Source organism: Herbiconiux solani NBRC 106740, from assembly GCF_001571005.1.
GTDB classification, from domain to species: domain Bacteria; phylum Actinomycetota; class Actinomycetes; order Actinomycetales; family Microbacteriaceae; genus Herbiconiux; species Herbiconiux solani.
Map to the genome: position 1 here is coordinate 266,992 of NZ_BCST01000003.1, position 22,927 is coordinate 289,918.

Below are 22,927 nucleotides of genomic sequence, written 5' to 3' on the forward strand. Positions count from 1 at the left end.
GGGGTGACCGACTCCTCAACTCAGCCCCTGCACGACACCGGCTACCGCGGCTTCGCCTCCGACAACTACGCCGGAGTGCATCCCGAGGTGCTCGAGGCCATCGCCCGCGCCAACGGCGGGCACCAGATCGCGTACGGCGAAGACGTCTACACGGCCGAACTGCAGAACGTCATCCGTCGGCAGTTCGGCGACGAGGCCGAGGCCTTCCCGGTCTTCAACGGCACCGGCGCCAACGTCGTCGGTCTGCAGTCGATGCTGCCCCGCTGGGGTGCCGTGGTCTGCTCGACGACGGCACACATCCACACCGACGAGAACGCGGCGCCCGAGCGGGTGGCAGGCCTCAAGCTGCTCACCGTGCCGACGCCCGACGGCAAGCTCACGCCCGAGCTGATCGACGTCGAGGCCTGGGGCTGGGGCGACGAGCACCGCGCCCAGCCGCTGACGGTCTCGATCACGCAGACCACCGAGCTCGGCACCGCCTACTCGGTCGAGGAGGTGGCGGCGATCGCCGACCACGTGCACGCCCGCGGCATGACCCTCCACCTCGACGGCTCGCGCATCTCGAACGCGGCGGCCTCACTCGGCGTGCCGCTTCGCGCGTTCACGACGGATGCGGGGGTCGACGTGCTCTCGCTCGGCGGCACCAAGAACGGCCTGCTCTACGGCGAGGCCGTCGTGGTGCTGAACCGGGCGGCGGTCGACGGCATCCCGTTCCTGCGCAAGCTCGACATGCAGCTGGCCTCGAAGATGCGGTTCGTCTCGGCGCAGCTGATCGAGCTCTACGGCACCGATCTCTGGCTGCGGTCGGCCTCGCACGCGAACGCCATGGCGGCACGCCTGCGGGCGGCGGTGTCGGGGCTGCCGGGGGTCACCCTGACGCAGGAGACGCAGTCGAACGCGGTCTTCGCGATCGTGCCGCCCGGGGTGGCCGACCGCCTGCGCCAGTCGTTCCGGTTCTACGACTGGAACCCGGCGACCGGGGAAGTGCGCTGGATGTGCGCCTTCGACACCACCCCCGCCGACATCGACGCCTTCGCGGCGGCCCTGGCCCGCGAGCTCGAGGCCCCCGCCGCCTGACCCGCCTCGCTGGGGCGTCAGGCCTGGCTGATGCGCAGGAGGTTGCCCGCGGGGTCGCGGAAGGCCGCATCCCGAACGCCCCAGAACTGATCGGCCGGCTCCTGGATGATCTCGGCGGTCCCGGCGGCCCGCACCTGCTCGAACGTCGCATCCAAGTCGTCCGTGCGGAACAGGATGCCCGGCAGCTCGCCCTTCGCGAGCATGGCGGCGATCGCGTCGCCGTCCTCCTGCGAGCGCCCGGCGTGCGGCTGCGAGAGCACGATCTCGATCTCGGGCTGGGATGCGGTGGCCAGGGTGATCCAGCGGAAGCCGTCGTTGGCGACCTCGTTGCGCACCTCGAGGCCCAGGGCGTCACGGTAGAAGGCGAGTGCCTCGTCGGGGTCGTCGACGAAGACGTGGACATGGCTGAGAGAAACGGTCATGCCGCCGACGTTAGCGGGCGGCGATGGCCGGGGCTTCTCCGATCCTGCTCGATGCGGGTGCGGCATCGGATGCGTCGGCCGGTGAGGATGCGGCAACCGATGTGGCAATCGATGCGGCCGCCGGCTCGCGACGCGGCCGCCCCAGCACCATCGCCGCGCAGAGCGGTACCACCTCGCTCGCCCCGTGCTCCCGGGCCCGGTACGCGCTCGGGGTCTCGCCGACGATCTCGGTGAAGCGCGAGCTGAAGGATCCGAGGCTGGTGCAGCCGACCGCGAAGCAGGCGTCGCTGACGCTCACGTCGCCGCGCCGGAGCAGGGCCATCGCCCGCTCGATCCGCCGGGTCATCAGGTGCGAGTAGGGCGTCTCGCCGTAGACCTCGCGGAACCGGCGGCTGAAGTGCGCGGCCGACATCAGCGCGGTGCGAGCCAGCGCCGGAACGTCGAGCGGTTGAGCGAACTCCCGGTCCATCCGGTCGCGGGCGCGACGCAGGCGGCGGAGCTCGTCGAGGTCGAGGGCTGCGGCGCTCATCCTCACATCATGCACCTATGGTTACCCCAGGGGGGTATATTTGGATGCATGAGTACCGAGTCGCACCGCCCCGCCTCCGACACCCCCGAGCCCGCCGCATCCGCCGGCGAGGTCGTCGAACCTGGCCACGAGCACGCCGGTCACGACCACTCGGTTCACGAGTCTCACGACCACTCCGGCCATGCCGACCACAACCACTCCGCCCACGATCACATGGGCCACTCCGGCCACGGAGATCACGCGGGCCACTCCGGCCACGACCACTCCGGCCACGTCGCCATGTTCCGCCGCCTGTTCTGGGTGATGCTCGTCGTCGCGGTGCCCGTCGTGGTCTTCAGCCCGATGTTCGCGATGATCCTCGGCTACGACCTCCCCGCCGACGGCCCCCTGACCTGGATCTCCCCCATCCTCGGCACCGTCATGTTCGTGCTCGGCGGTCGCCCGTTCCTCACCGGCGGCGTCGACGAGCTCCGCGCGAAGCAGCCCGGAATGATGCTCCTGATCGCCCTCGCGATCACCGTCGCCTTCGTCGCCTCCTGGGGCGCGACCCTCGGCCTCCTCGACCACGAGCTCGACTTCTGGTGGGAGCTCGCCCTCCTCATCGTGATCATGCTGCTCGGCCACTGGATCGAGATGCGCTCCCTCGCCCAGACCACCTCGGCCCTCGACTCGCTCGCCGCGCTCCTGCCCGACGAGGCCGAGCGCATCGACGCCGACGGCTCCACCACCCCTGTCCCGCCCGCCGACCTCGCTCCCGGCGACCTCGTCATCGTGCGCCCGGGCGGCCGCGTGCCGGCCGACGGCGAGGTCACCGAGGGCTCGGCCGCGGTCGACGAGTCGATGATCACCGGCGAATCGGATGCGGTGCGTCGCGGCCCCGGCGACCACGTCGTCGCCGGGACGGTCGCGACCGACTCGGTGCTGCGCATCCGTGTCACGGCGGTCGGCGACGACACCGCACTGGCCGGCATCCAGCGGCTGGTCACCGAGGCGCAGAGCTCGAGCTCGCGGGCGCAGCGCATCGCCGACCGGGCCGCGGGCTGGCTGTTCTGGTTCGCGCTCGGCTCGGGGGTCATCACCGCAATCGTCTGGACCCTCGTCGGCAGCCCCGACGACGCGGTCGTCCGCACGATCACCGTGCTCGTCATCGCCTGCCCGCACGCGCTCGGTCTCGCCATCCCGCTCGTCGTCTCGATCGCGACCGAGCGCGCCGCGAAGGCCGGCATCCTGGTCAAGGACCGCCTGGCGCTCGAGACCATGCGCACGGTCGACACGGTGCTCTTCGACAAGACCGGAACCCTGACCGTCGGGGCCCCCGTCGTGACCGACGTCGTGGTCTCCGCGACGGCCGGCTCCTCGACCACCGCCGCCAGCCGCTCCTCCGACCCGTCCACCGCCGGACCCACCTCCGCCGTCACGCCCGACGAGCTGCTCGCGCTGGCCGCCGCCGCGGAGGCCGACAGCGAGCATCCGCTGGCCCGCGCCATCGTCAGGGCGGCCCGGGAGCGCGGGCTCGACGTGCCGGCGGCGAGCGGATTCGAGGCCTCTCCTGCCGTCGGCGTCTCGGCGACCGTCGACGGTGCGCTCGTGCGCGTCGGCGGACCCCGCCTGCTGGCCGCGACGATCGGCCGGCAGGGCCGCGACGGCCGGAATGACGAGAGCGTCGGCACCGACAGCTCCGGCCACGCCGCAGGCGGCAGCACCGGCCGGGCCGCGGTCGACGCCACCACCGACACCGGCCACGCCGCCCACACCGACGACACCGCCGCCGCCCACCCCGGTCACACCGTGCTGCACGTCGTGCGCGACGGCGAGGTGCTCGGCCGGATCGCCCTGGCCGACGAGATCCGCCCCGAGTCGCGGCAGGCCGTCGACGAGCTGCGGCAACGGGGAATCGAGGTCGTCATGATCACCGGCGACGCCCCCTCGGTCGCCGACGCCGTCGCCCGCGAGCTCGGCATCACCCGCGTCTTCGCCGGCGTCCGGCCCGAGGACAAGTCGGCGAAGGTCGCCGAACTGCAGTCCGAGGGGCGCAAGGTCGCCATGGTCGGCGACGGCGTGAACGACGCCCCGGCCCTCGCCCGGGCCGATGTCGGCATCGCGATCGGCGCCGGAACCGACGTCGCCATCGCCTCGGCCGGCGTCATCCTGATCAGCGACGACCCCCGCTCGGTGGTCTCGGTGATCACGCTGTCGAAGGCGGGCTACCGCAAGATGACGCAGAACCTCTGGTGGGCCGCCGGCTACAACCTGCTGTCGGTGCCGCTGGCCGCCGGGGTGCTCGCGCCGATCGGTTTCGTGCTGCCGATGTCGGTGGGGGCGGTGCTGATGTCGCTCTCGACGATCATCGTGGCGCTCAACGCGCAACTCCTCCGTCGCCTCGACCTGCGACCGGATGCACGCCCCACCTCCCGCACGACCCCGAACGGACGCTGACATGCCTGACCACACCCCCACCCCAGACGGCGCAACCCACGACGCCACTTTCGACGACGGCTCCGGCGCACCGCACCACCACGGCTACATCGGCAACAAGGATGCCTACCTCAAGCGTCTGCGCCGCATCGAGGGCCAGGCCCGCGGACTGCAGAACATGGTGGCCGACGAGAAGTACTGCATCGACATCCTGACCCAGATCTCGGCGATGACGAGCGCGCTCGAGTCGGTGGCGTTGGGGCTGCTCGACGAGCACCTCAACCACTGCGTCGTCGAGGCCGTGGCCGAGGGCGGTCCGGTCGCCGAGGAGAAACTCCGCGAGGCTTCGGCCGCCATCGCCCGCCTCGTGCGCTCCTGACCGGCGCGTCCACCGCATCCACTGGGCGTCTCAGCCCGCCGCCCCGCCCGCACCCACTGAGCGTCTGCGGAGGAATGATGCCTAGGCTGAACGCATGAGCCTGGCCTTCGCCGACCCGTACCTCCTGACCGTCTCGACGGCCTCGGACGCCCCGAGCCTCGCGCCGACCACCGGAATCACGGACGCTGCGGCCAGCGCCACGACCGCCACCAGCGCCACCAGCACCTCCGGTTCCACGAGCGCCTCCGCCGCAGCCGGCCCCGCGAGCTCGGCCGACGGCGAAGGCGCCACCGACACCGGCCTCGGCGTGATCGGCGACTGGGTCGTCGGCCTGATGGAGACCCTTGGCGCCCCGGGCGCGGGCCTCGCCGTCGCGATCGAGAACCTGTTCCCGCCCATCCCGAGCGAGGTCATCCTGCCCCTCGCCGGGTTCGCCGCCAGCCGAGGCGACCTGAACCTCGTCGCGGCCATCGTCTTCACCACCCTCGGTTCACTGATCGGGGCGCTGGCGCTCTACGGCATCGGCGCCTGGCTCGGCCGCGACCGGATGCGCGCGATCGCCCGCAAGCTCCCCCTCGTCGACGTGCACGACGTCGATCGCACGGAGGCGTGGTTCCAGCGGCACGGCTCGAAGGCGGTCTTCTTCGGGCGGATGATCCCGATCTTCCGCAGCCTGATCTCGATCCCGGCGGGCATCGAGCGGATGCCGGTGTGGAAGTTCGCCCTCCTCACCACTACGGGCAGCCTGATCTGGAACTCGGTCTTCATCCTCGCCGGGTTCTGGCTCGGCGAGCAGTGGCACGTGGTCGAGCAGTACGCCGACATCCTGAAGTACGTCGTGATCGCCGGCGTCGTCGGGGCGGTCGCCTGGTTCGTGATCGGCCGGGTGCGCAAGCACCGCCGGGGCCACACCGACTCCGCGGCGGCCCGTGCCGACCGCACCTCGCGCGAGCCGCAGGGGGAATGACCACCCCCGCGCCGGGCCCGTCCGACCCGCACGCAGCCGCGTCGTCCGACCCGCATGCTGGCGAGCCGCTCGCACCGAGCCGCACCGCGCATCCCGAGCCCGAACCCCCGGCCGTGACCCCGCGCACCGACCGGATCATCGGCCTCGACCTCGCCCGCTTCATCGCCCTCGCCGGCATGACGGCGACCCACGTCTGGCTCTCGGCCGGCCTCGGAACCGACGAGGTCATCTGGGGTTCGAGCCTGTTCGAGGGCCGCGCCTCCGCCCTCTTCGCGGTGCTCGCCGGCGCCGGAACCGTCCTCGCCACCCGCGCACCCCTCCGCGACGGCCGCCGCGCCGCCGCCCGCCTGATGCTCCTCGGCCGCGGCACCGCGGTCATCGTCATCGGACTCACCCTGACGGCCCTGGTCGACCCGCCGATCCTCGTCATCCTCGTCTACTACGGCATGCTGTTCTGGATGCTCGCGCTCGTCATCACCTGGCCCCGCTGGGCCCTCGTCGTCTCGGCTCTCGTCGTCGCGGTCGGGGCACCGATCGCGTCGGTCGCGGTGGCGGACGCCTTCGGGGTCACCGGGCGGGAGGCGGCGAACCCCTCGTGGACCGCCTTCGCCGATCCGCTCGAGCTGGCCCGCGGCATCCTGTTCACAGGGTCGTATCCCAGCCTGATCTGGCTCGCGTACGGCCTCACCGGTGTGCTCGTCGGTCGCGCGCTCCTGCGGGCCGTCGGCAGCGACACAGCCGGCGGCGTAGGTGCTGGCACCTCCAGTCGATCGAGAGAGGGAGCAGCGCAACCGACGGCGCTCCGGATGCTCGGGGTGCGGCTGGTCGCGATCGGTGCCGCGATCTGGCTGGCCGGCATCGCCGCCGCGGCTCTCGTCCAGGGCCCCCTGGGCGGTGTGCCGGCGGTCGCGCGCGATCTCGGAGTGAGCGACGCCGAGGCGCTCGAGCTCCTGCAAGTCGGCGGCGGAAGCCGACCCGCGTCGGGCAGCCCGTGGCTGCTCGCGGCGGTCGGCCCGCACAGCGGAACCACCCTCGACCTGGCCGTCACCGCCGGCTTCGCCCTGACCGTGATCGGCCTCTGCGTGCTGCTCGGCACCGTGCTGGGCCCACTCGCCCGCCGCATCCTGAGGCCGGTCACCGCGGCGGGTGCCGCACCGTTGACGGTCTACACGGCACACGTGCTGCTGGTCGGCATCGTCGTCGAGGCCGCGCTCGGCCGGCCGTACAGCACGCTGACCTATCAGGAGTACATCGCGCTCGACACCCCGTGGTACCTCTCCAGCGGCGGTTTCTACCTGGCGAATCTGCTGCTCGCCCTCGCGATCGGGGCGGCGCTCGCGGCTCTGCGGAAACGTGGACCGCTCGAGACGCTCGTCACCTGGACGGGTCGTCGAGGGGCCGCCCTCGCACGTCGCAGCTCGCGGGAATAGCGCACCCCCGGCTATCGTTGTAGGCGATGCGGACCACAGTCCGCTTACTGTCCAACGGCGTGCAGCATCCTGCCTCTTCACCCTAAGGACTCTTCCCATGACGACCGAAACCCTCACGAACTCGCCCTCCGCCATTCCGGCGAAGACCGCCGAGACCAGCGCCCCCATCCACCCCACCCTCGCCGAGCGCTGGAGCCCCCGTTCCTTCGAGGCCGCCCAGCCCATCGACGAGGCGAAGCTGACCGCCGCGCTCGAGGCCGCCCGCTGGGCTCCCTCGGCCGCGAACTCGCAGCCCGCCCGATTCATCGTGGCCCGCCGCGGCTCGGACGCTTTCGCCACGATCGCCGCCTCCCTGATGGGCTTCAACGCCGTCTGGGCCGGCTCGGCCTCCGTGTTCGTCGTCGGTGTCGCCGAAGTGGCAGATGCCGACGGCAAGCCCCGCCGCTGGGCCGAGTACGACCTCGGCCAGGCGCTCGCGCACCTCTCCGTTCAGGCGCACCACGACGGCCTGCACGTGCACCAGATGGGCGGCTTCGACGTCGACGCGATCCGCACCGGATTCTCGCTTCCCGAGAGCCTCGTTCCCGTGACGATCACCGCCCTCGGCACCGCGGCCTCGCCCGACGCCCTCCCCGACGACACCCTCCGCACCCGCGAGCTCGCCCCCCGCACCCGCCTCCCCCTGGCCGACCTCCTCCTCACCAACGAGTAGCAGGTACCACCCCCACCACGAACGGGAGCGGGAGCCGACTCGCATTTGTCCGTCTCGAGCTCAGGAGGCGACGAGTCGTACTTGGAGTCTTTAGCCGCAGGTATTGAGGGAAGCGACTTGTTCACCGAGTGTGAGCGGGCCGCCCGAGAGAATCACTCTGTCCATGCCGGAGGAAGCAAACTTACTGAGAGTGGCTTCCGGCACACAGGTCGGCTGGACGAGAAAAAGAGGTGTGCCAAACGCAGCTCCGTAGGTGCCGCCCGCGAGGGCGTCAGAAAACGAACCACCATTTGCGACGAGGGCCTGACCGAATTCGCCGAACGCATCCTCGTTGATCGTGCGCGAGACAGAGTAACGGTCAGGGCCACCCAGCCGACGCACAATGGCATCTCGGCCGATGTCTGCCTCGATGGCAGCACTGACGGAGACGGGACCGCCAACTATCTTGACCGTCTTCCCGGACCCGCTGTATCGCCGCATCAGGTCGCGCTCTCCAGCCGACAACGCGGACTGTGAGCCGTCCACCAGGAGAATCCCAGCCCCACCGTGCCCAGCTGCCGCGCTGGCGGACAACGCATCCGGATAGTTCCGCCCATCTGCGACATAGATGACCTTGCTCGCAGCAGGCGCGTAAACGCTGGTCAAGAGGGCGCGCGACACGGCGTATCGATCGACCCCGTCTATCCGTTCCACCGACGCTTTCGGAAGCGCCAGCTGAATGCGGCCGATGACCGTCGCGCTCACGGTCGCCGGACCTCCCACGATCACCACCCGGCTGGGCTCCAAAGCTCGCAGTCGATTCTCGACGACTACGGGAAGCGTGTCTCTTGCCGTGAGTAGCAGAGGTGCGTTGTTCCATCCCGCAATTGGCCCGGCGCTAAGCGCATCAGCGAACTTTTCTCCGCTGACAAGGAACACGGTGGAGGCGCTCGTCCATTCATTCGAGATGGCGACCGCCGTTTCGTATCGATCGGCCCCATGGAGGCGATATGACGAGATTGAGGCCAACGAGTCCAGTCGTGCCAGCTTTCCGGCCCGTTTCTCCAGTGTCCAGACGAAGCGACCCTCCGTGAGCGCGAGCCCGGTGAGATCTCTCCGTGCCGACGGGAGATGAACGGATCCGTTCTGGCGAGGGTTGTCCCACCCGAGAGAATCCGTCGCGGCGTCCGCATACCACGTCCGATTCGGCGACGAGGCGAACCCAACGAGCTCGTCACGACCCGTGACGAGAATTTCACTCCCCGCGTTACCGGTGCTCAAATCGCAGGTCACATCCATGATCTTCGCTCGCGTCTGCATAGCAACAGTGACGTGCGATGCCGTCGAGCGAATAAGGGCGACCTCCGTTGCGCCGGCAACATGACACTCTCGCACCAGCGTCCCAGATCGTTCCATCACCCAGATAGCCGACGAATCCGCGATAAGGACATGATCATCGCTTCCGCTAAGCGACGAAAGTGACTCCGCCCCGGGCACAGGCCACTCGTCGACGCCCCACGTCGACTCCGTGAGGCGCCCGAGCTGCCCGGTGCCCGACTCGGTGAAGTAGACCTGGTCGCCACCGTCCCAGATGTCGGCCGGGAAACTGTTGGGCGTGGGGATCCGTCGCTCCAAGGCGCGATGATCGTCCGTGAGGTGCACCACGTAGTTGGCCGTGAGCTGCACGCCCCAGACACCACCCTCGTGGTCGGTCGTCATCTTCGTGACTGGGCCCGAGACCGGGATCGTCGCGAGCACCACGCCGTTGCGATCGAGGTGGAGCACGTTCCGCTCACCCAACAACGAGACCCAGACCGTTCCATCGGCGCCTGCCACGATGTCGGTGGGCAGGCTCGACGTGTTCGGCAGGTCGAATTCGACGAGCCGCGTACCGGCGTCGATCGGGGGTGTGAGTTCTTCGGCGTGGACAGCACCATCACCGGGGTGCAGGCCTATTGCGAGCAATGAGGCTATGCCAGCGGCTGCGACGAGCGGCCAACGAAACGAGAGGAGCGGGGTCCGGAGCATCATCCCTTCAGGATGCGCTCGGACCCCGCCCCTCCCGCGTGAGTACTTACTACTCAGCCGAAACGTCAGGCGCATCTGCCGACGCAGGCGCATCGGGCGCCGCGGCAGCAGCCGCCGCCACCACCGTCAACCCCTCGCCATCCGAGGTCACGTCCACGAGCACCGTGTCCCCGTCCCGCACCGCACCCGACAGCAGCGACGTCGCGAGCCGGTCGTCGATCTCGTGCTGCATCAGGCGCCGCAACGGCCGCGCCCCGTAGATCGGGTCGTAGCCGCGCTCGGCGAGCCAGGTACGGGCCGACGGCGTCACCGCCAGCGAGAGCCGCCGCGACGACAGGCGCCGGTCGAGCCGGTCGACGTACAGCGAGACGATCTGCGCCAGATCGGTCGACGACAGCGCCGAGAACACGACGATGTCGTCGAGCCGGTTCACGAACTCCGGCTTGAACGCGCGCCGAACCGCCTCGTGGACCAGATCGGAAGCTGCAGCAGGCGACAGCGTCGGATCGACCAGATACTGCGACCCCAGGTTCGAGGTGAGGATCAGGATCGTGTTTCGGAAGTCGACCGTGCGACCCTGCCCATCGGTGAGCCGCCCGTCATCCAGCACCTGCAGCAGCACGTCGAAGACCTCGGGGTGCGCCTTCTCGACCTCGTCGAGCAGCACCACCGAGTACGGCCGGCGGCGCACGGCCTCGGTCAGCTGACCACCCTGCTCATAGCCGATGTACCCGGGAGGGGCACCGAGCAGCCGCGCCACCGAGTGCTTCTCGCCGTACTCCGACATGTCGATGCGCACGAGCGCCTTCTCGTCGTCGAAGAGGAATTCGGCGAGCGCCTTCGCGAGCTCGGTCTTGCCCACTCCGGTCGGCCCGAGGAAGAGGAATGACCCGGTCGGCCGGTTCTCGTCGGCGATGCCGGCCCGCGAGCGGCGCACCGCATCGGCGACCGCGCGCACGGCCTCCTTCTGGCCGATCAGCCGACGGCCGAGCTCGGCCTCGAGGTTGAGGAGCTTCTCGGTCTCGCCCTGGGTGAGCCGGTCGACGGGGATGCCCGTCCAGGCCGCGATCACGGCCGCGATGTCGTCGCTGGTGACCCGGTCGTTGACCATCCGCTCGATCACCTCGCCGGATTCGGTGTCGGCCGTCTCGGCGGCCTCGGCGGCCGACAGGGAGCGCTCGAGCACGGGAATCTCGCCGTACAGCAGCCGCGAGGCCTGCTCGAGGTCGCCCTCGCGCTGGGCCCGCTCAGCGCGCATGCGCGCCTTGTCGAGCTTCTCCTTCAGCTCACCGACGGCGTTCAGAGCCGCACGCTCGCGGTCCCACCGCGCCTGGAGGTCGGCGAGGGTCGCGGTGCGCTGGGCCAGGGTCTCGCGCAGGGCGGCGAGCCTCTCGCGGGACGCCTCGTCCTTCTCCTTCTTGAGCGCCAGTTCTTCCAGGCGAAGACGGTCGACGCTGCGGCGCAGCTCGTCGATCTCGACCGGGGCCGAGTCGATCTCCATGCGCAGCCGCGAGGCGGCCTCGTCGATCAGGTCGATCGCCTTGTCCGGCAGCTGACGGCCCGGGATGTAGCGGCTCGACAGCGCGGCGGCGGCCACCAGCGCCGAGTCGGCGATGGCGACCTTGTGGTGCGCCTCGTAGCGCTCCTTGAGACCACGCAGGATGGCCACGGTGTCCTCGACCGAGGGCTCGCCGACGAAGACCTGCTGGAAGCGCCGCTCCATCGCCGCGTCGCGCTCGATGTACTCGCGGTACTCGTCGAGCGTGGTCGCGCCGATCAGTCGCAGCTCGCCGCGCGCGAGCATGGGCTTGAGCATGTTGGAAGCGGCGACAGAACCCTCCCCGCCGCCGGCGCCCATCAGCGTGTGGAGCTCGTCGATGAAGGTGATGATCTGACCGTCGGCCGCATTGATCTCGGCGAGGACGGCCTTCAGGCGCTCCTCGAACTCGCCGCGGTACTTCGCCCCCGCGACCAGCGCCGCGAGGTCGAGCGAGACGAGCTGCTTGCCCTTCAGCGAGTCGGCGACGTCGCCGGCCACGATGCGCTGGGCGAGGCCTTCGACGACCGCGGTCTTGCCGACGCCGGGCTCGCCGATGAGCACGGGGTTGTTCTTGGTGCGGCGCGTGAGCACCTGGCTGACGCGGCGGATCTCGGCGTCACGGCCGATGACCGGGTCGAGCTTGCCGCTCGCCGCGATCTCGGTCAGGTTGACGCCGTACTGCTCGAGCGCGCTCTTCTGCTCATCGCCGCTCGGGTTTCCCTGGTTGGTTGGCATGGGTGGAATCGTGTCCTTCGTGAAATTCATGGTGTCGGATGCGCGCACTCGCACGGGCGCAGCATCAAACTTGAGTTGACCTGACTCAAGTTTACCAGAGGTGACGATTTGATACCACTGGCAACCTATCCAGGCCGATGCCCATCTGATCGTGGTAAGAGTTGAGGGTGCCTGTCCTTCCTCCGCGCATCCGTTTGCTGCTCGGGATCGCCGGCTCCCTCCTCATCGTCGTGGGCTCCCTCGGCGTCGGCTGGCTGGGCCCGGGTTCGATCCTGAGGGACTGGCTGTTCTTCTCGTTGCTCCGGAACTCCCGCTTCGCCGCCTCCGTGTGCGCGATCTTCGTCGTCGTCGGCGCCCTGCTGCTCCTGCTCGCCTGGATCTCGCTCGGCCTCTCGCTTCTCGCCACCGCCCGCTCCGCGAAGCGTGATCCGGATGCTGCGGCCCGCCGCTCGAGCACCGCCCTCTCGCAGGTGGTCACCTCCGCACTGGCCTGGGGTCTCCCCCTCATCCTGACCCTCCCGATGTTCAGCCGCGACATGTTCGCCTACGTCGGCCAGGGCCGCCTGATGGCCGCGGGCCTCAACCCCTACACGACCGGCATGGCCGACATCCCCGGCTGGTACGAGATCGGCGTCGACCCCACCTGGGCCGACTCGCAGACCCCCTACGGCCCCGTCTTCGTCTGGCTCGAAAAGGTCGCCATGATGGCGACGCACGCGATGCCGACCGAGGTCACGATCTTCCTGTTCCGCCTGATGGCCGTCGCCGGGCTCGCGATGCTGGCGTACTACGCCTGGCGCATCGCCAAGCACCGCGGTCTCAACGAGGCCGGAGTGCTCTGGATCGTCGCCGCCAGTCCGCTGGTGCTGATGAACTTCGTGATCGCGGGTCACAACGACTCGCTCATGCTCGGCTTCATCGTCGGCGGCGTCTACTACGCCTTGAAAGACCGGCCGATCCTCGGCACGATCTTCGTGACCATCGCGATCGGCGTGAAGCCCATCGCCCTGGTGGCCCTGCCGATCATCGGGCTCATCTGGGCCGGTCAGGCCGCGGGCTGGGGTGCGGTCATCCGCCGCTGGCTCGCCGTCACCGGCATCTCGGTGGGCATTCTCGCCCTCATGGGCTGGGGCATCGGCGTCGGCTTCGGCTGGATCGGGGCGCTCTCGACGCCCACCGCCATCTCGTCCTGGTACGCCCCCGCGAACATCCTCGGCATCAGCATCGGCGGCCTGTTCAACGTGGTCGGACTCGACGGCGGGCTCACGCAGACGATCGTCAAGCTCGCCCTGCTCGGGGTCGGCGCCTCGTTCACGACCTACTTGATGGTCAAGCGCCGCCAGGCCGACCCGTTGTGGCTCCTGGTCGGGGCCTTCGCGGGCATCGTGCTGCTGTCGCCCGTCATCCACCCCTGGTACGGGCTGTGGATGATCACGTTCATCGCGATCGCAGGAGTCCAGCGCCGCTGGCAGATTCGCACGGTCGTCTACGCCACCGTGTTCTTCATGCTGATCGGGCTGTCCGAGCCGCTCGACCTGATCCCGCGCATCCAGATCGACACCATGATCCCGGTCAGCGTGATCGGCCTCGCGATCATCGGCGCGACCACGATCCTGATCGCCGCCGAGTACGCCTCACGGCGCCGGTTCACGGCGAGCGGGCTGGTGCTCGCCGCCGCACCGCTCAGCCGCGTCGAGCCCTCCTGAGCCGAGGGCCCGGATCGGCCCCGAGAACAGAGCCGGGCCGAGCAGCACGGTACAGCGCAACACGGCACAGCGCAACGGCACAGTGCAGCGACTCAGCGCCGCGTCGACACCATCACGGTGAACTTGGTGTTGCGGTCGACCTGACGCGTCGGACCGACGGCCCGCTGCAGCGCCGCCCGGTACGACAGGTGCGAGTTGAAGACGGTCCACAGCTCACCCCCGGGCGCGAGCACTCGCCCCGCGGCCTCGAACAGCTTCAGCGCGATCCCGGCGTACACGGTCGACCCCATGTGGAACGGCGGGTTCAGCACGATCAGGTCGGCGGAGGCGTCGTCGAAGCCCGAGAGGGCGTCGTCCCGCACCACCTCGACTCCGGCGAGGCCGTTGGCCGCGAGCGTCTCGCGCGTCGACGCGACGGCGGCCGCGGACTGATCGGTCGCGACCACCCGCAGTTCGGGCCGTGATCGGGCGAGGGCTGCCGCGAGCACGCCCGTGCCGCTGCCGAGGTCGATCGCCAGGGCGGAGCCGCCCCGTGCATCCGGTTTCATCGCGTCGAGATGAGGCAGCAGGAAGCGGGTGCCGATGTCGATCTTGGTGCCGGCGAAGGCCCCGCCCGTCGCGCAGACCCAGAGCCCGAGGTCGTCGTGGAACTCGCGGTGGTGCAACGCGGCACCGATGCCCTCGCGGCGGCCGCGGGCGATGAGCACCCGCGACTTCTGGCGCGCCAGGGTGGCCGTGACGGAGTCGAACGCGCTCTCGAGCACCTCGTTCATCGCGGTCGTCATGTGCTTGAGCCGGCCTCCCGCGTAGACCTCGACCGCGGGATCGGCCCAGGCGGCGATCGCCCGGGCGAGGTCGTCGAGTTCGCCGAGGCTGCGCGGGAGGCGCAGGAGCACGACCTTCGCGCCCTGCAGCAGTTCGGGCCCGAGGGGCAGCGAGCGGAACCGGCGGCTGAGGTCGAGCCCGGGGAACCGCCGGGCGTTCTCAGCGAGAGCGAGCTCGCCCGAGAGTGAATCCTGGTGCACCCGGATGCCCCCGATCCCGAGCACCGCGGCGGCCCCCAGGGTCAGCGCCCCGTAGGCATCGCCGATGACGACGACCGTGCCGGGTTCGTCGATCGTGGCCTCGAGCGCCGCGGATGCCTCGTCGAGGAGCAGGCGGTCGGCGGCGTCGACGGCGAAGAGGTTCTCGGCCTCGACATCGGGGTGACGCCGAAGGGCGTCGAAGGAGAACTCGGTCACCCCTCAACCGTACGCGCTCGCCCGTCGGTCAGCGGTTACACCCGGATGGGCGACGGTTCGGCAGGTGAAGGCCGCACTCGAGCCGGCCGGTTCGCGAAAGCGGTCGCGTAGATGATGCCGCTCGCGACCGCGACCGGCAGGGTCAGCACGGCCACGGCGATCGCCGAGATCGTGGTCAGCGGGGCGACGTAGTCGCCCGTCCAGAGGAACGCGATGGTCAGCAGACCGATGAGCCCGGCGACGAGCCCGATGATCAGCGTCGTGGCCGCGGCGACGAGCACCGTCGTCCCGAGGCACAGCCACGCGACCAGCTGCGGGCGAGGCGAACGCCATCGGCGCAGGATCGCGAACGCGCTCACCCAGCCGCCGGCGAGCAGCAGGATGCCGACCACCCCGACCACGGCCACCCCGAGCTCGCCCCAGTAGTAGCCGTAGACGGCGTACCAGCCGAGAAGCGGCGCGCCGGCCACGACGGCGGCGCCGATGCAGAGGCCGGCGATCGTGCCGCCGGATGCCGGGTTATGAGGATTCGTCACACGCACAGCATCGCGCGCGGCGACCTTCCTGTCAACGGCCGTGCCGGGTCGGCCGGGCGCGAGCTCAGTCGTCGCGGCCGGGCCGCCAGACGACGAGCTCGGTGCGCCGCTGCGTGCGGGTACCGTGCTTCAGCGAGATGACCTCGCCCTCGACGCCGGCCGCGAAGACGCGTCGGCCCGGGCGGTTGAGCACCTCTTCGGCGAGCGCGGTCTCGAGCTCGCGCACGCGGGCACTCAGCTCGGAGACCTGGTCTTCGAGCTGCAGGATGCGCGCGATGCCCTCGAGCGAGACCCCCTCCGACGACAGTCGGGCGATCTCGCGCAACTGCACGACGTCGCGCATGGAGTACCGCCGCGACTTGCCGGCGGTACGGGTGGGGCTGACGAGCCCCAGCCGGTCGTACTGACGGAGGGTCTGAGGATGCATCCCCGCCAGTTCGGCGGCGACGGCGATCGCGAACAGCGGCGACCGTTCATCCAGTTCAGCCATCCTCATCCCCTCCTTCGGGGTAGACATCACGGATCCCCCGCCCGAGGAGGGCGGGGGACACCGTCACTCGCGCGCCTTGGCGAGCAGTTCTGCCCGGGGGTTGTCGCCGGGCTCGACGGCGTGGAAGGCCTCGAGGGCCTCACGCTGTTCGGCGGACAGGTGCGAGGGCACCGCCACCTGCACGACGGCGAGCAGGTCGCCCTTGCCCTTGGAGGACTCGACGCCCCGCCCCTTGACGCGCAGCACGCGCCCCGAGGGGGTGCCGGCCGCGACCTTGAGCTTGACCGGCGAGCCGCCCAGGGTGGGCACCTCGATGGTCGCGCCCAGGGTGGCCTCGACGAAGGTGACCGGCACATTCACGCGCAGGTTGAGCCCGTCGCGCTCGAAGACAGGATGCTTCCGCACCGAGACCGTGAGCACGATGTCTCCGGGCTCGCCGCCGTCGGGCGAGGGCTCGCCCTTGCCACGCAGCTTGATCTTCTGCTGGTCGGCGACGCCCGCAGGGATCTTCACCGTGATCGGCTTGCCATCCGCTGTCTGCAGCTTGATGGTGTCGCCCTTGACCGCGGTGATGAAGTCGATGGTCGTGCGCGCGGTGATGTCGCGGCCGCGGGTGGGACCGTAGGCCCCGCCGAAGCCGGCGCGCCCGCCGCCGCGGCCGAACATCCCGCCGAGGATGTCGTCGAAACCGCCGGGTGCCTGCTGGTAGCTGTAGCTCTGCCCGCGGGCACCGCCACCGCCGCCGCCACCGAACATCCCGCCGAAGACGTCCTCGAAGCCGCCGCCCTGGCCCCCGCCGCCCGCCGTGAAGCGAGCGCCGGAGCCCATGGCGCGGATCTGGTCGTACTCCTTGCGCTGCTCGGGGTCGGAGAGCACCGAGTAGGCCTCGCTGATCTCCTTGAACCGGGCCTCGGCCTTCGCGTCACCCTGATTCGAGTCGGGGTGGTACTGGCGTGCCAGCTTGCGATAGGCCTTCTTGAGGTCGGCCTCCGAGATGTCCTTCGACACCCCGAGCACTGCATAGAAGTCTTTGTCGAACCAGTCTTGGCTAGCCATTGGGCACCGCCACTACGACCTTGGCGGCGCGTAGCAGCGTTGAACCCAGGTAGTACCCGGATTCGACGACGTCGGCGATCGTCGGCGTGGTCACCTCGTCGCTGGGCTGCTGGAAGATCGCCTCGTGGATCTGAGGGTCGAACTCCTCGCCGGCCGCCGCGAAGGGCTTGAGGCCCACCCGCTCGACGCCCGAACGCAGCTTCGCCGCGATCGCGGTGAACGGGCCGCCCTCGGCGAGATCGCCGTGCTTGGCGGCACGGTCGAGGTCGTCGAGAACGGGCAGCAGCACCTTGACGACGTCGCCGACGGCGCGGTCGCGCTCGATCTCACGGTTCGCCTCGGTGCGCTTGCGGTAGTTGGCGTACTCGGCCGTGACCCGCTGGAGGTCGGCGAGCCGCTCCGCAGCGAGCTCGCCGGCCGAGGTCTGGCCGGAGAGGAACGAGAGGTCGGCGTCGCTCAGCGAGGTCTCGACATCCGGTCCTTCAGCCTGAATCGGTCCTTCACCAGGGGTGAAGGGCGAGTCGGGGGTCCCCTCCTGGGAGGCCCCCGACTCGTCAGCAGGCTGACGACCGTTCTGGTTGTCGTCAGTCATGGATTACTTGTCCTTCGGCTCGTCTTCGTCTTCGACGACCTCGGCGTCGACCACGTCGTCCTCGGGGTTCGAGGTCGACTCGGTGGGCTCGCCCTGGTCGCCCGCAGGAGCCGAGGCATCCGCCTGGGAAGAAGCATAGATTGCCTGCCCCAGCTTCTGCTGGCTCTCGTTGAGCTTGTCGAACGCGGTCTTCACCGCGGCGTCGTCGTCACCCGCGAGGGCGGACTTCAGCGCGTCGACATCGGCCTGCACGTCGGTCTTGACGTCGTCGGGCAGCTTGTCGCTGTTCTCCTTGATGAGCTTGTCGGTCGAGTACGCGAGCGTCTCGGCCTGGTTGCGCACCTCGGCGGCCTCGCGGCGCGCCTTGTCTTCGGCGGCGTGCTCCTCGGCCTCGCGCACCATGCGCTCGATGTCCTCCTTGGGCAGCGACGAGCCGCCGGTGATGGTCATCGACTGCTCCTTGCCGGTTCCCTTGTCCTTCGCCGACACGTGCACGATGCCGTTGGCGTCGATGTCGAAGGTCACCTCGACCTGCGGGATGCCGCGGGGCGCGGGGGCGATGCCGGTGAGCTCGAAGGTGCCCAGGTTCTTGTTGTCGCGGGTGAACTCGCGCTCGCCCTGGAACACCTGGATGGCCACGGAGGGCTGGTTGTCGTCAGCCGTGGTGAAGGTCTCCGAACGCTTGGTCGGGATGGCCGTGTTGCGCTCGATGAGCTTGGTCATGATGCCGCCCTTGGTCTCGATACCCAGAGACAGCGGGGTGACGTCGATGAGCAGCACGTCCTTGCGCTCGCCGCGCAGCACGCCGGCCTGCAGGGCGGCGCCGACGGCGACGACCTCATCCGGGTTGACGCCCTTGTTGGGCTCCTTGCCACCGGTGAGCTTCTTGACGAGCTCGACCACCGCGGGCATACGCGTCGATCCACCGACGAGCACCACGTGGGCGATGTCGTTGACCGAGACGCCGGCCTCGGCGATGACGTCCTTGAAGGGCTTCTCGGTGCGGGCCAGCAGGTCGCTGGTCAGCTCCTCGAACTTGGCACGGCTGAGCGTGACGTCGAGGTTGGCCGGGCCGTTCTCGGTGAGCGAGAGGTAGGGCAGCGTGATGCTGGCCGACATGCCGGAGGAGAGCTCCTTCTTGGCCTGCTCGGCAGCCTCCTTGAGGCGCTGGAGGGCGATCTTGTCCTTCGAGACGTCGACACCGGTGGTGTCCTTGAAGTTCTTGATCAGGTAGTCGACGACCCGCTGGTCCCAGTCGTCTCCACCGAGGCGGTTGTCACCGGAGGTGGAACGCACCTGGATGGTGCTGAAGTCGTCGTCCTTGCCCACCTCGAGGAGGGAGACGTCGAAGGTACCGCCACCGAGGTCGAAGACGAGGATGAGCTCGTCCTCCTTGCCCTTGTCGAGGCCGTAGGCCAGGGCGGCCGCGGTGGGCTCGTTGATGATGCGGAGCACGTTGAGGCCCGCGATCTCGCCGGCCTCCTTGGTGGCCTGACGCTCGGAGTCGTTGAAGTACGCCGGGACGGTGATGACCGCGTCGGTGACCGTGTCGCCGAGGTAGCTCTCGGCATCCCTCTTCAGCTTGGCGAGGATGCGCGCCGAGATCTCCTGAGGGGTGTACTTCTTGCCGTCGATGTCGGCGGTCCAGGTCGTGCCGATGTGGCGCTTGACGCTGGAGATGGTGCGGTCGACGTTCGTGACGGCCTGCCGCTTGGCGGTCTCGCCGACGAGGACCTCTCCGTCCTTCGTGAATGCGACCACGGACGGTGTGGTGCGGAAGCCTTCCGCGTTCGCGATGACGGTGGGTTCTCCACCTTCGAGCACGGCGACCACCGAGTTGGTGGTTCCGAGGTCGATACCTACTGCACGAGCCATAAGGGCTGCTCTCCTTTTGTTGTGATGCTGAGCCGGCGTGACGCCGAGTCGAGGAAGTCGTTCAAGGCAAGTCGTTCAAAGACTTGAGCCTTGTGAGATCAAGTTTTCCACTCCCCCGACCTGACGTCAAGTGGGGATCCGAAAACTTGAGTCTGGATGGCTCAACTCTTGACGACCCCCAACTATTCCTCAGTTCAGTGAGGAGATCAGGCGGCGGGGCCCTGGGCGAGGGTGACCGTGCCCGAGGCGGTGGTGCCGGCGGCGGTGGTCCAGGTCAGGGTCACGCTGTCGCCCGGCTCGAGTGCCGCGATCGCCGCCGAGAGGGCGTCGGCCGAGGTGATCGACCGGCCGTCGACGCTCGTGATGGTGTCGCCCGCCGCGAGTCCCGCATCCGCTGCCGGCCCGCCGTCGACGACGCCGGAGAGCAGGGCGCCCGATCCCGTGCGGGCCTCGGCGAGGCCGACGCCGAGGAAGCCGGGGTAGCCGATCTGCACGGTGTCGGTGTCGACTCCCTTCTGGATCTGCGCGACCACGTCGAGGGCATCGGCGATCGGGATGGCGAAGCCGGTCACCGTGGCGCTGCCGGAGGACGCGGCCGTGTCGATGCCGACGACGTCGCCGTCCGAGTCGAGCAGCGGCCCGCCCGAGTCGCCCGAGACGATGTCGGCGCTGACCTGGATCAGGTCGTTCAGCGTCTCGCCAGAGACGCCGGCCTCGCTCTGGGTGGTGATGGTCTGGCCGAGGGCGGTGACGGTTCCGGATGCGGCGACCAGGTCGCCGGTGCCCTCCGCGTTGCCCACGGCCGTGACGGCGTCGCCGACGGCTGCCGCGTCGCCGGTCTCGAGGTCGGCGGTGGTCAGCCCGGACGCGCCCTTCAGCTGCAGCACGGCGATGTCGTGGGTGGCGTCGGTCCCGACGACCGCGGCCTGGTACTCGCGGCCGGTGAGCTCGTCCGTGACGGCGATCGAGGTCGAGCCCTCGACGACGTGGTTGTTGGTGAGGATGAGGCCGTCGGCGCTCAGCACGATCCCGGTGCCGGCCGATCGCGCACCCTGGTAGGTGAGTTCGGAGACGATCGTGACGACGCCCGCGGTCTGGTCCTGGGTCGCGGCGACCGCGGGGGTGTTGACGCCGGTGCCGGCGGTGCCGGAGCTGCCCGCGCCCGAGCCGCTGCCCAGGCTTCCGGACCCGGATCCCGGGTAGCCGTAGCCATACCCGTACCCGTTCGTGCCCGTGCCTGAGCCCGAGGAGCCTGATCCCGTGCCGAGGCCCGACCCGTAGGGCAGGGTGCCGGTGGAGCCCTGGGTGGGATCCTGCACGATCGAGCTGGTTCCGGATGCGTTCAGTTGCGTGCTCGCCTGACCCAGCGCGAACGCGCCTCCGCCGACACCGGCAAGGGCGAACAGCCCGGCGGCGGTGACGCCGGCGATCAGGGCGGCACGGCCACGGCGGTGACGGGGCGCGGGCGGCGCGGTGGTGATGAGCCACGGCGGCTGCGCCTGGAGGTTCTGGTCGTCGGTCATGCTCTGGTCCTCGTGTCTGTGGGCCGTCCGGAGACGGGGAAGTCTGGGGTGATGCATCCATTTGAACCGGCCCACTCAAGCGCGCGCTGGGCACGGACTATGGGTTCCCTATGACGCCCGAAGAGGCACAGGCGAGGCACAGAAGAGGCACACAAGCCCCAACCCCGTGACATCCCCCTTTGTTCACCGCCGGCGGTTACTGTGACTGCATGACCGACGGCATCCCGCCCCGCGACCCCTCCGGCGCGCACTCCTCTGCAGGCCTCCCCGCGCCGGCTTTCGCCACGACCGGGGCCCTGGCCGCCGTCGACGAGCGCTCGGGGGCCGTCGACCCGAAGCGCCGGCACGTGCTCGCGTGGGGCCTGTGGGACTGGGGATCCGCATCCTTCAACGCCGTCATCACGACCTTCGTGTTCACCGTCTATCTCACGAGCGACTCCTTCGGCGACGAGACCGCAGTCTCGGCCCAGCTCGGCGTCGCCATGACCATCGCGGGCGTGCTCGTCGCCCTGCTCGCGCCCGTGACCGGGCAGCGCTCGGACCGCGGGGGCCGCCGCAAGTTCTGGCTCGCCGTGAACACCTACATCGTGGTGCTGCTCTCGGCGGCCATGTTCTTCGTCGCGCCCGACCCTGGCTACCTCTGGCTCGGCCTCTTCCTTCTGGCCGCCGGCACGATCTTCTTCGAGTTCGCGAGCGTCAACTACAACGCGATGATCTGGCAGGTCTCGACGCCCAAGACGATCGGCAAGGTCTCCGGGTTCGGCTGGGGCATGGGCTACGTGGGCGGCATCGTGCTGCTGCTCATCGTCTACTTCGGCTTCATCGAGCCGATCGGCGGCACGGCGCTGTTCGGCGTGCCGTCGACCGACGGGCTGCCCATTCGCGTCACCGTGCTCGTCTCGGCGATCTGGTTCGGCCTGTTCGCGCTGCCCGTCCTGCTGTCGGTGCCCGAGTACCGGTCGCCGAAGGCCGCGGGCTCGCTGGCCGAGCAGGAGGGGCTCGGCGCCCCGGGTGCGGTGCCGGCCAAGCGGATCGGGTTCTTCGCGTCGTACGGGGTGCTCCTGCGCGACATCCGCACCCTCTTCCGGGAGAGCCGGCAGACGGTGTACTTCCTGATCGCGAGCGCGGTCTTCCGCGACGGGCTGACCGGCGTCTTCACCTTCGGCGGCGTGCTCGCGGCCGGGTCGTTCGGGTTCACCCCGGGACAGGTGATCATCTTCGCGATCGCGGCGAACATCGTCGCCGGCGCCTCGACGATCCTGGTGGGCCTGCTCGACGACAAGTTCGGGGCGAAGCCCGTCATCATCACCTCGCTGGTCGGCCTGCTGGTCTGTGCGGCCTTCGTCTTCCTGCTGCACGACGGCGGGCAGACCGTGTTCTGGACCTTCGGCCTCGCCCTCTGCGCCTTCGTCGGCCCGGCGCAGTCGGCGAGCCGCTCGTTCCTCGCCCGGCGCATCCCCGAGGGCCGCGACGGCGAGATCTTCGGCCTCTACGCCACGACCGGCAAGGCGGCGACGTTCCTCTCGCCGCTGATGTTCACCGTGTTCATCGGCGTGGGGGCCGCGGTCTCAGGGCCGGATGCGAGCGTGCAGTACTGGGGCATCCTCGGCATCGCGCTGGTGCTGCTGGCGGGGCTGCTGCTGATGATCCCCGTGCGGAGCGCCCGGCGCTGAGGTCGGTGGCGGGGTTCAGGGC

Annotated in this window: 19 protein-coding genes; 8 read left to right on the plus strand and 11 right to left on the minus strand. The window is 69.8% G+C overall.

Going from position 1 to position 22,927, the window contains the following annotated elements; translation table 11 throughout:
* Nucleotides 1–3: 3 nt before the first annotated feature.
* Entirely contained in the window at nucleotides 4–1,077 is a 1,074-nt protein-coding gene (locus HSO01S_RS06855; RefSeq protein ID WP_066039825.1) for a threonine aldolase family protein, read from the plus strand.
* Nucleotides 1,078–1,094: 17 nt separating this feature from the next.
* Here HSO01S_RS06855 and HSO01S_RS06860 read toward each other — a convergent pair whose 3' ends face one another.
* Nucleotides 1,095–1,499 (minus strand): VOC family protein, encoded by a 405-nt coding sequence (locus tag HSO01S_RS06860; RefSeq protein ID WP_066039826.1) that lies wholly within the window; start codon nucleotides 1,497–1,499, stop codon nucleotides 1,095–1,097.
* Between the two features lie 10 nt (nucleotides 1,500–1,509).
* Complete coding sequence (locus tag HSO01S_RS06865) at nucleotides 1,510–2,028, minus strand: helix-turn-helix transcriptional regulator (protein WP_084361410.1); 519 nt, start codon at nucleotides 2,026–2,028, stop codon at nucleotides 1,510–1,512.
* 48 nt (nucleotides 2,029–2,076) lie between these two features.
* Between HSO01S_RS06865 and HSO01S_RS06870 the strand changes: the two genes are divergently transcribed.
* The 5 genes from HSO01S_RS06870 (at nucleotide 2,077) to HSO01S_RS06890 (ending at nucleotide 7,931) form a co-directional block, all read left to right on the plus strand.
* The gene (locus tag HSO01S_RS06870) at nucleotides 2,077–4,464 is read left to right on the plus strand and encodes a heavy metal translocating P-type ATPase (protein ID WP_066039827.1); all 2,388 of its coding nucleotides are present in this window, start codon (nucleotides 2,077–2,079) and stop codon (nucleotides 4,462–4,464) included.
* A 1-nt stretch (nucleotide 4,465) separates the two neighbouring features.
* Nucleotides 4,466–4,822 carry a metal-sensitive transcriptional regulator gene (locus HSO01S_RS06875; RefSeq protein WP_066039828.1) on the plus strand — a complete coding sequence of 119 codons (357 nt, stop codon included), beginning with the start codon at nucleotides 4,466–4,468 and terminating at the stop codon, nucleotides 4,820–4,822.
* A 334-nt stretch (nucleotides 4,823–5,156) separates the two neighbouring features.
* The gene (locus tag HSO01S_RS18675; RefSeq protein ID WP_174522972.1) at nucleotides 5,157–5,789 is read left to right on the plus strand and encodes a DedA family protein; all 633 of its coding nucleotides are present in this window, start codon (nucleotides 5,157–5,159) and stop codon (nucleotides 5,787–5,789) included.
* On the plus strand, nucleotides 5,786–7,219 hold the full coding sequence (locus HSO01S_RS06885; protein WP_066039829.1) for a heparan-alpha-glucosaminide N-acetyltransferase domain-containing protein: 1,434 nt from the start codon (nucleotides 5,786–5,788) through the stop codon (nucleotides 7,217–7,219). The genes HSO01S_RS18675 and HSO01S_RS06885 overlap by 4 nt, the downstream gene beginning before the upstream one ends.
* A 97-nt stretch (nucleotides 7,220–7,316) precedes the next feature.
* The gene (locus tag HSO01S_RS06890; protein WP_066039830.1) at nucleotides 7,317–7,931 is read left to right on the plus strand and encodes a nitroreductase family protein; all 615 of its coding nucleotides are present in this window, start codon (nucleotides 7,317–7,319) and stop codon (nucleotides 7,929–7,931) included.
* A 90-nt stretch (nucleotides 7,932–8,021) separates the two neighbouring features.
* Here the strand turns inward: HSO01S_RS06890 and HSO01S_RS06895 are convergent, their stop codons facing one another.
* Both HSO01S_RS06895 and HSO01S_RS06900 read right to left on the minus strand, forming a co-directional pair.
* Nucleotides 8,022–9,941 (minus strand): cell wall-binding repeat-containing protein, encoded by a 1,920-nt coding sequence (locus tag HSO01S_RS06895; protein WP_066039831.1) that lies wholly within the window; start codon nucleotides 9,939–9,941, stop codon nucleotides 8,022–8,024.
* A 46-nt stretch (nucleotides 9,942–9,987) separates the two neighbouring features.
* Entirely contained in the window at nucleotides 9,988–12,213 is a 2,226-nt protein-coding gene (locus HSO01S_RS06900; protein ID WP_084361412.1) for an ATP-dependent Clp protease ATP-binding subunit, read from the minus strand.
* A 167-nt stretch (nucleotides 12,214–12,380) separates the two neighbouring features.
* Between HSO01S_RS06900 and mptB the strand changes: the two genes are divergently transcribed.
* Nucleotides 12,381–13,919, plus strand: a complete 1,539-nt coding sequence (gene mptB, locus HSO01S_RS06905; protein WP_157078950.1) for a polyprenol phosphomannose-dependent alpha 1,6 mannosyltransferase MptB — start codon at nucleotides 12,381–12,383, stop codon at nucleotides 13,917–13,919.
* A gap of 92 nt (nucleotides 13,920–14,011) precedes the next feature.
* Here the strand turns inward: mptB and HSO01S_RS06910 are convergent, their stop codons facing one another.
* The 7 genes from HSO01S_RS06910 to HSO01S_RS06940 all read right to left on the minus strand — a co-directional run bounded on the left by HSO01S_RS06910 (nucleotide 14,012) and on the right by HSO01S_RS06940 (nucleotide 21,232).
* A complete protein-coding gene (locus HSO01S_RS06910) occupies nucleotides 14,012–15,160 on the minus strand; it encodes a class I SAM-dependent methyltransferase (protein WP_066039833.1) in 1,149 nt (382 codons plus the stop codon).
* Nucleotides 15,161–15,195: 35 nt separating this feature from the next.
* Nucleotides 15,196–15,696 carry a hypothetical protein gene (locus tag HSO01S_RS06915; RefSeq protein WP_066039834.1) on the minus strand — a complete coding sequence of 167 codons (501 nt, stop codon included), beginning with the start codon at nucleotides 15,694–15,696 and terminating at the stop codon, nucleotides 15,196–15,198.
* A gap of 64 nt (nucleotides 15,697–15,760) precedes the next feature.
* Entirely contained in the window at nucleotides 15,761–16,192 is a 432-nt protein-coding gene (locus HSO01S_RS06920; protein ID WP_169799963.1) for a heat shock protein transcriptional repressor HspR, read from the minus strand.
* Nucleotides 16,193–16,249: 57 nt separating this feature from the next.
* On the minus strand, nucleotides 16,250–17,242 hold the full coding sequence (locus HSO01S_RS06925) for a DnaJ C-terminal domain-containing protein (RefSeq protein WP_066039835.1): 993 nt from the start codon (nucleotides 17,240–17,242) through the stop codon (nucleotides 16,250–16,252).
* Nucleotides 17,235–17,834, minus strand: coding sequence for a nucleotide exchange factor GrpE (locus HSO01S_RS06930; RefSeq protein ID WP_084361413.1), 600 nt, complete (start codon nucleotides 17,832–17,834; stop codon nucleotides 17,235–17,237). Before HSO01S_RS06930 ends, HSO01S_RS06925 begins: the two co-directional genes overlap by 8 nt.
* Nucleotides 17,835–17,837: 3 nt before the next feature.
* Nucleotides 17,838–19,709, minus strand: coding sequence for a molecular chaperone DnaK (dnaK, locus tag HSO01S_RS06935; RefSeq protein ID WP_066039836.1), 1,872 nt, complete (start codon nucleotides 19,707–19,709; stop codon nucleotides 17,838–17,840).
* Nucleotides 19,710–19,915: 206 nt separating this feature from the next.
* The gene (locus HSO01S_RS06940) at nucleotides 19,916–21,232 is read right to left on the minus strand and encodes a S1C family serine protease (protein WP_066039837.1); all 1,317 of its coding nucleotides are present in this window, start codon (nucleotides 21,230–21,232) and stop codon (nucleotides 19,916–19,918) included.
* A 209-nt stretch (nucleotides 21,233–21,441) separates the two neighbouring features.
* Between HSO01S_RS06940 and HSO01S_RS06945 the strand changes: the two genes are divergently transcribed.
* Nucleotides 21,442–22,905, plus strand: a complete 1,464-nt coding sequence (locus HSO01S_RS06945) for an MFS transporter (RefSeq protein WP_066040063.1) — start codon at nucleotides 21,442–21,444, stop codon at nucleotides 22,903–22,905.
* Nucleotides 22,906–22,927 lie beyond the last annotated feature (22 nt).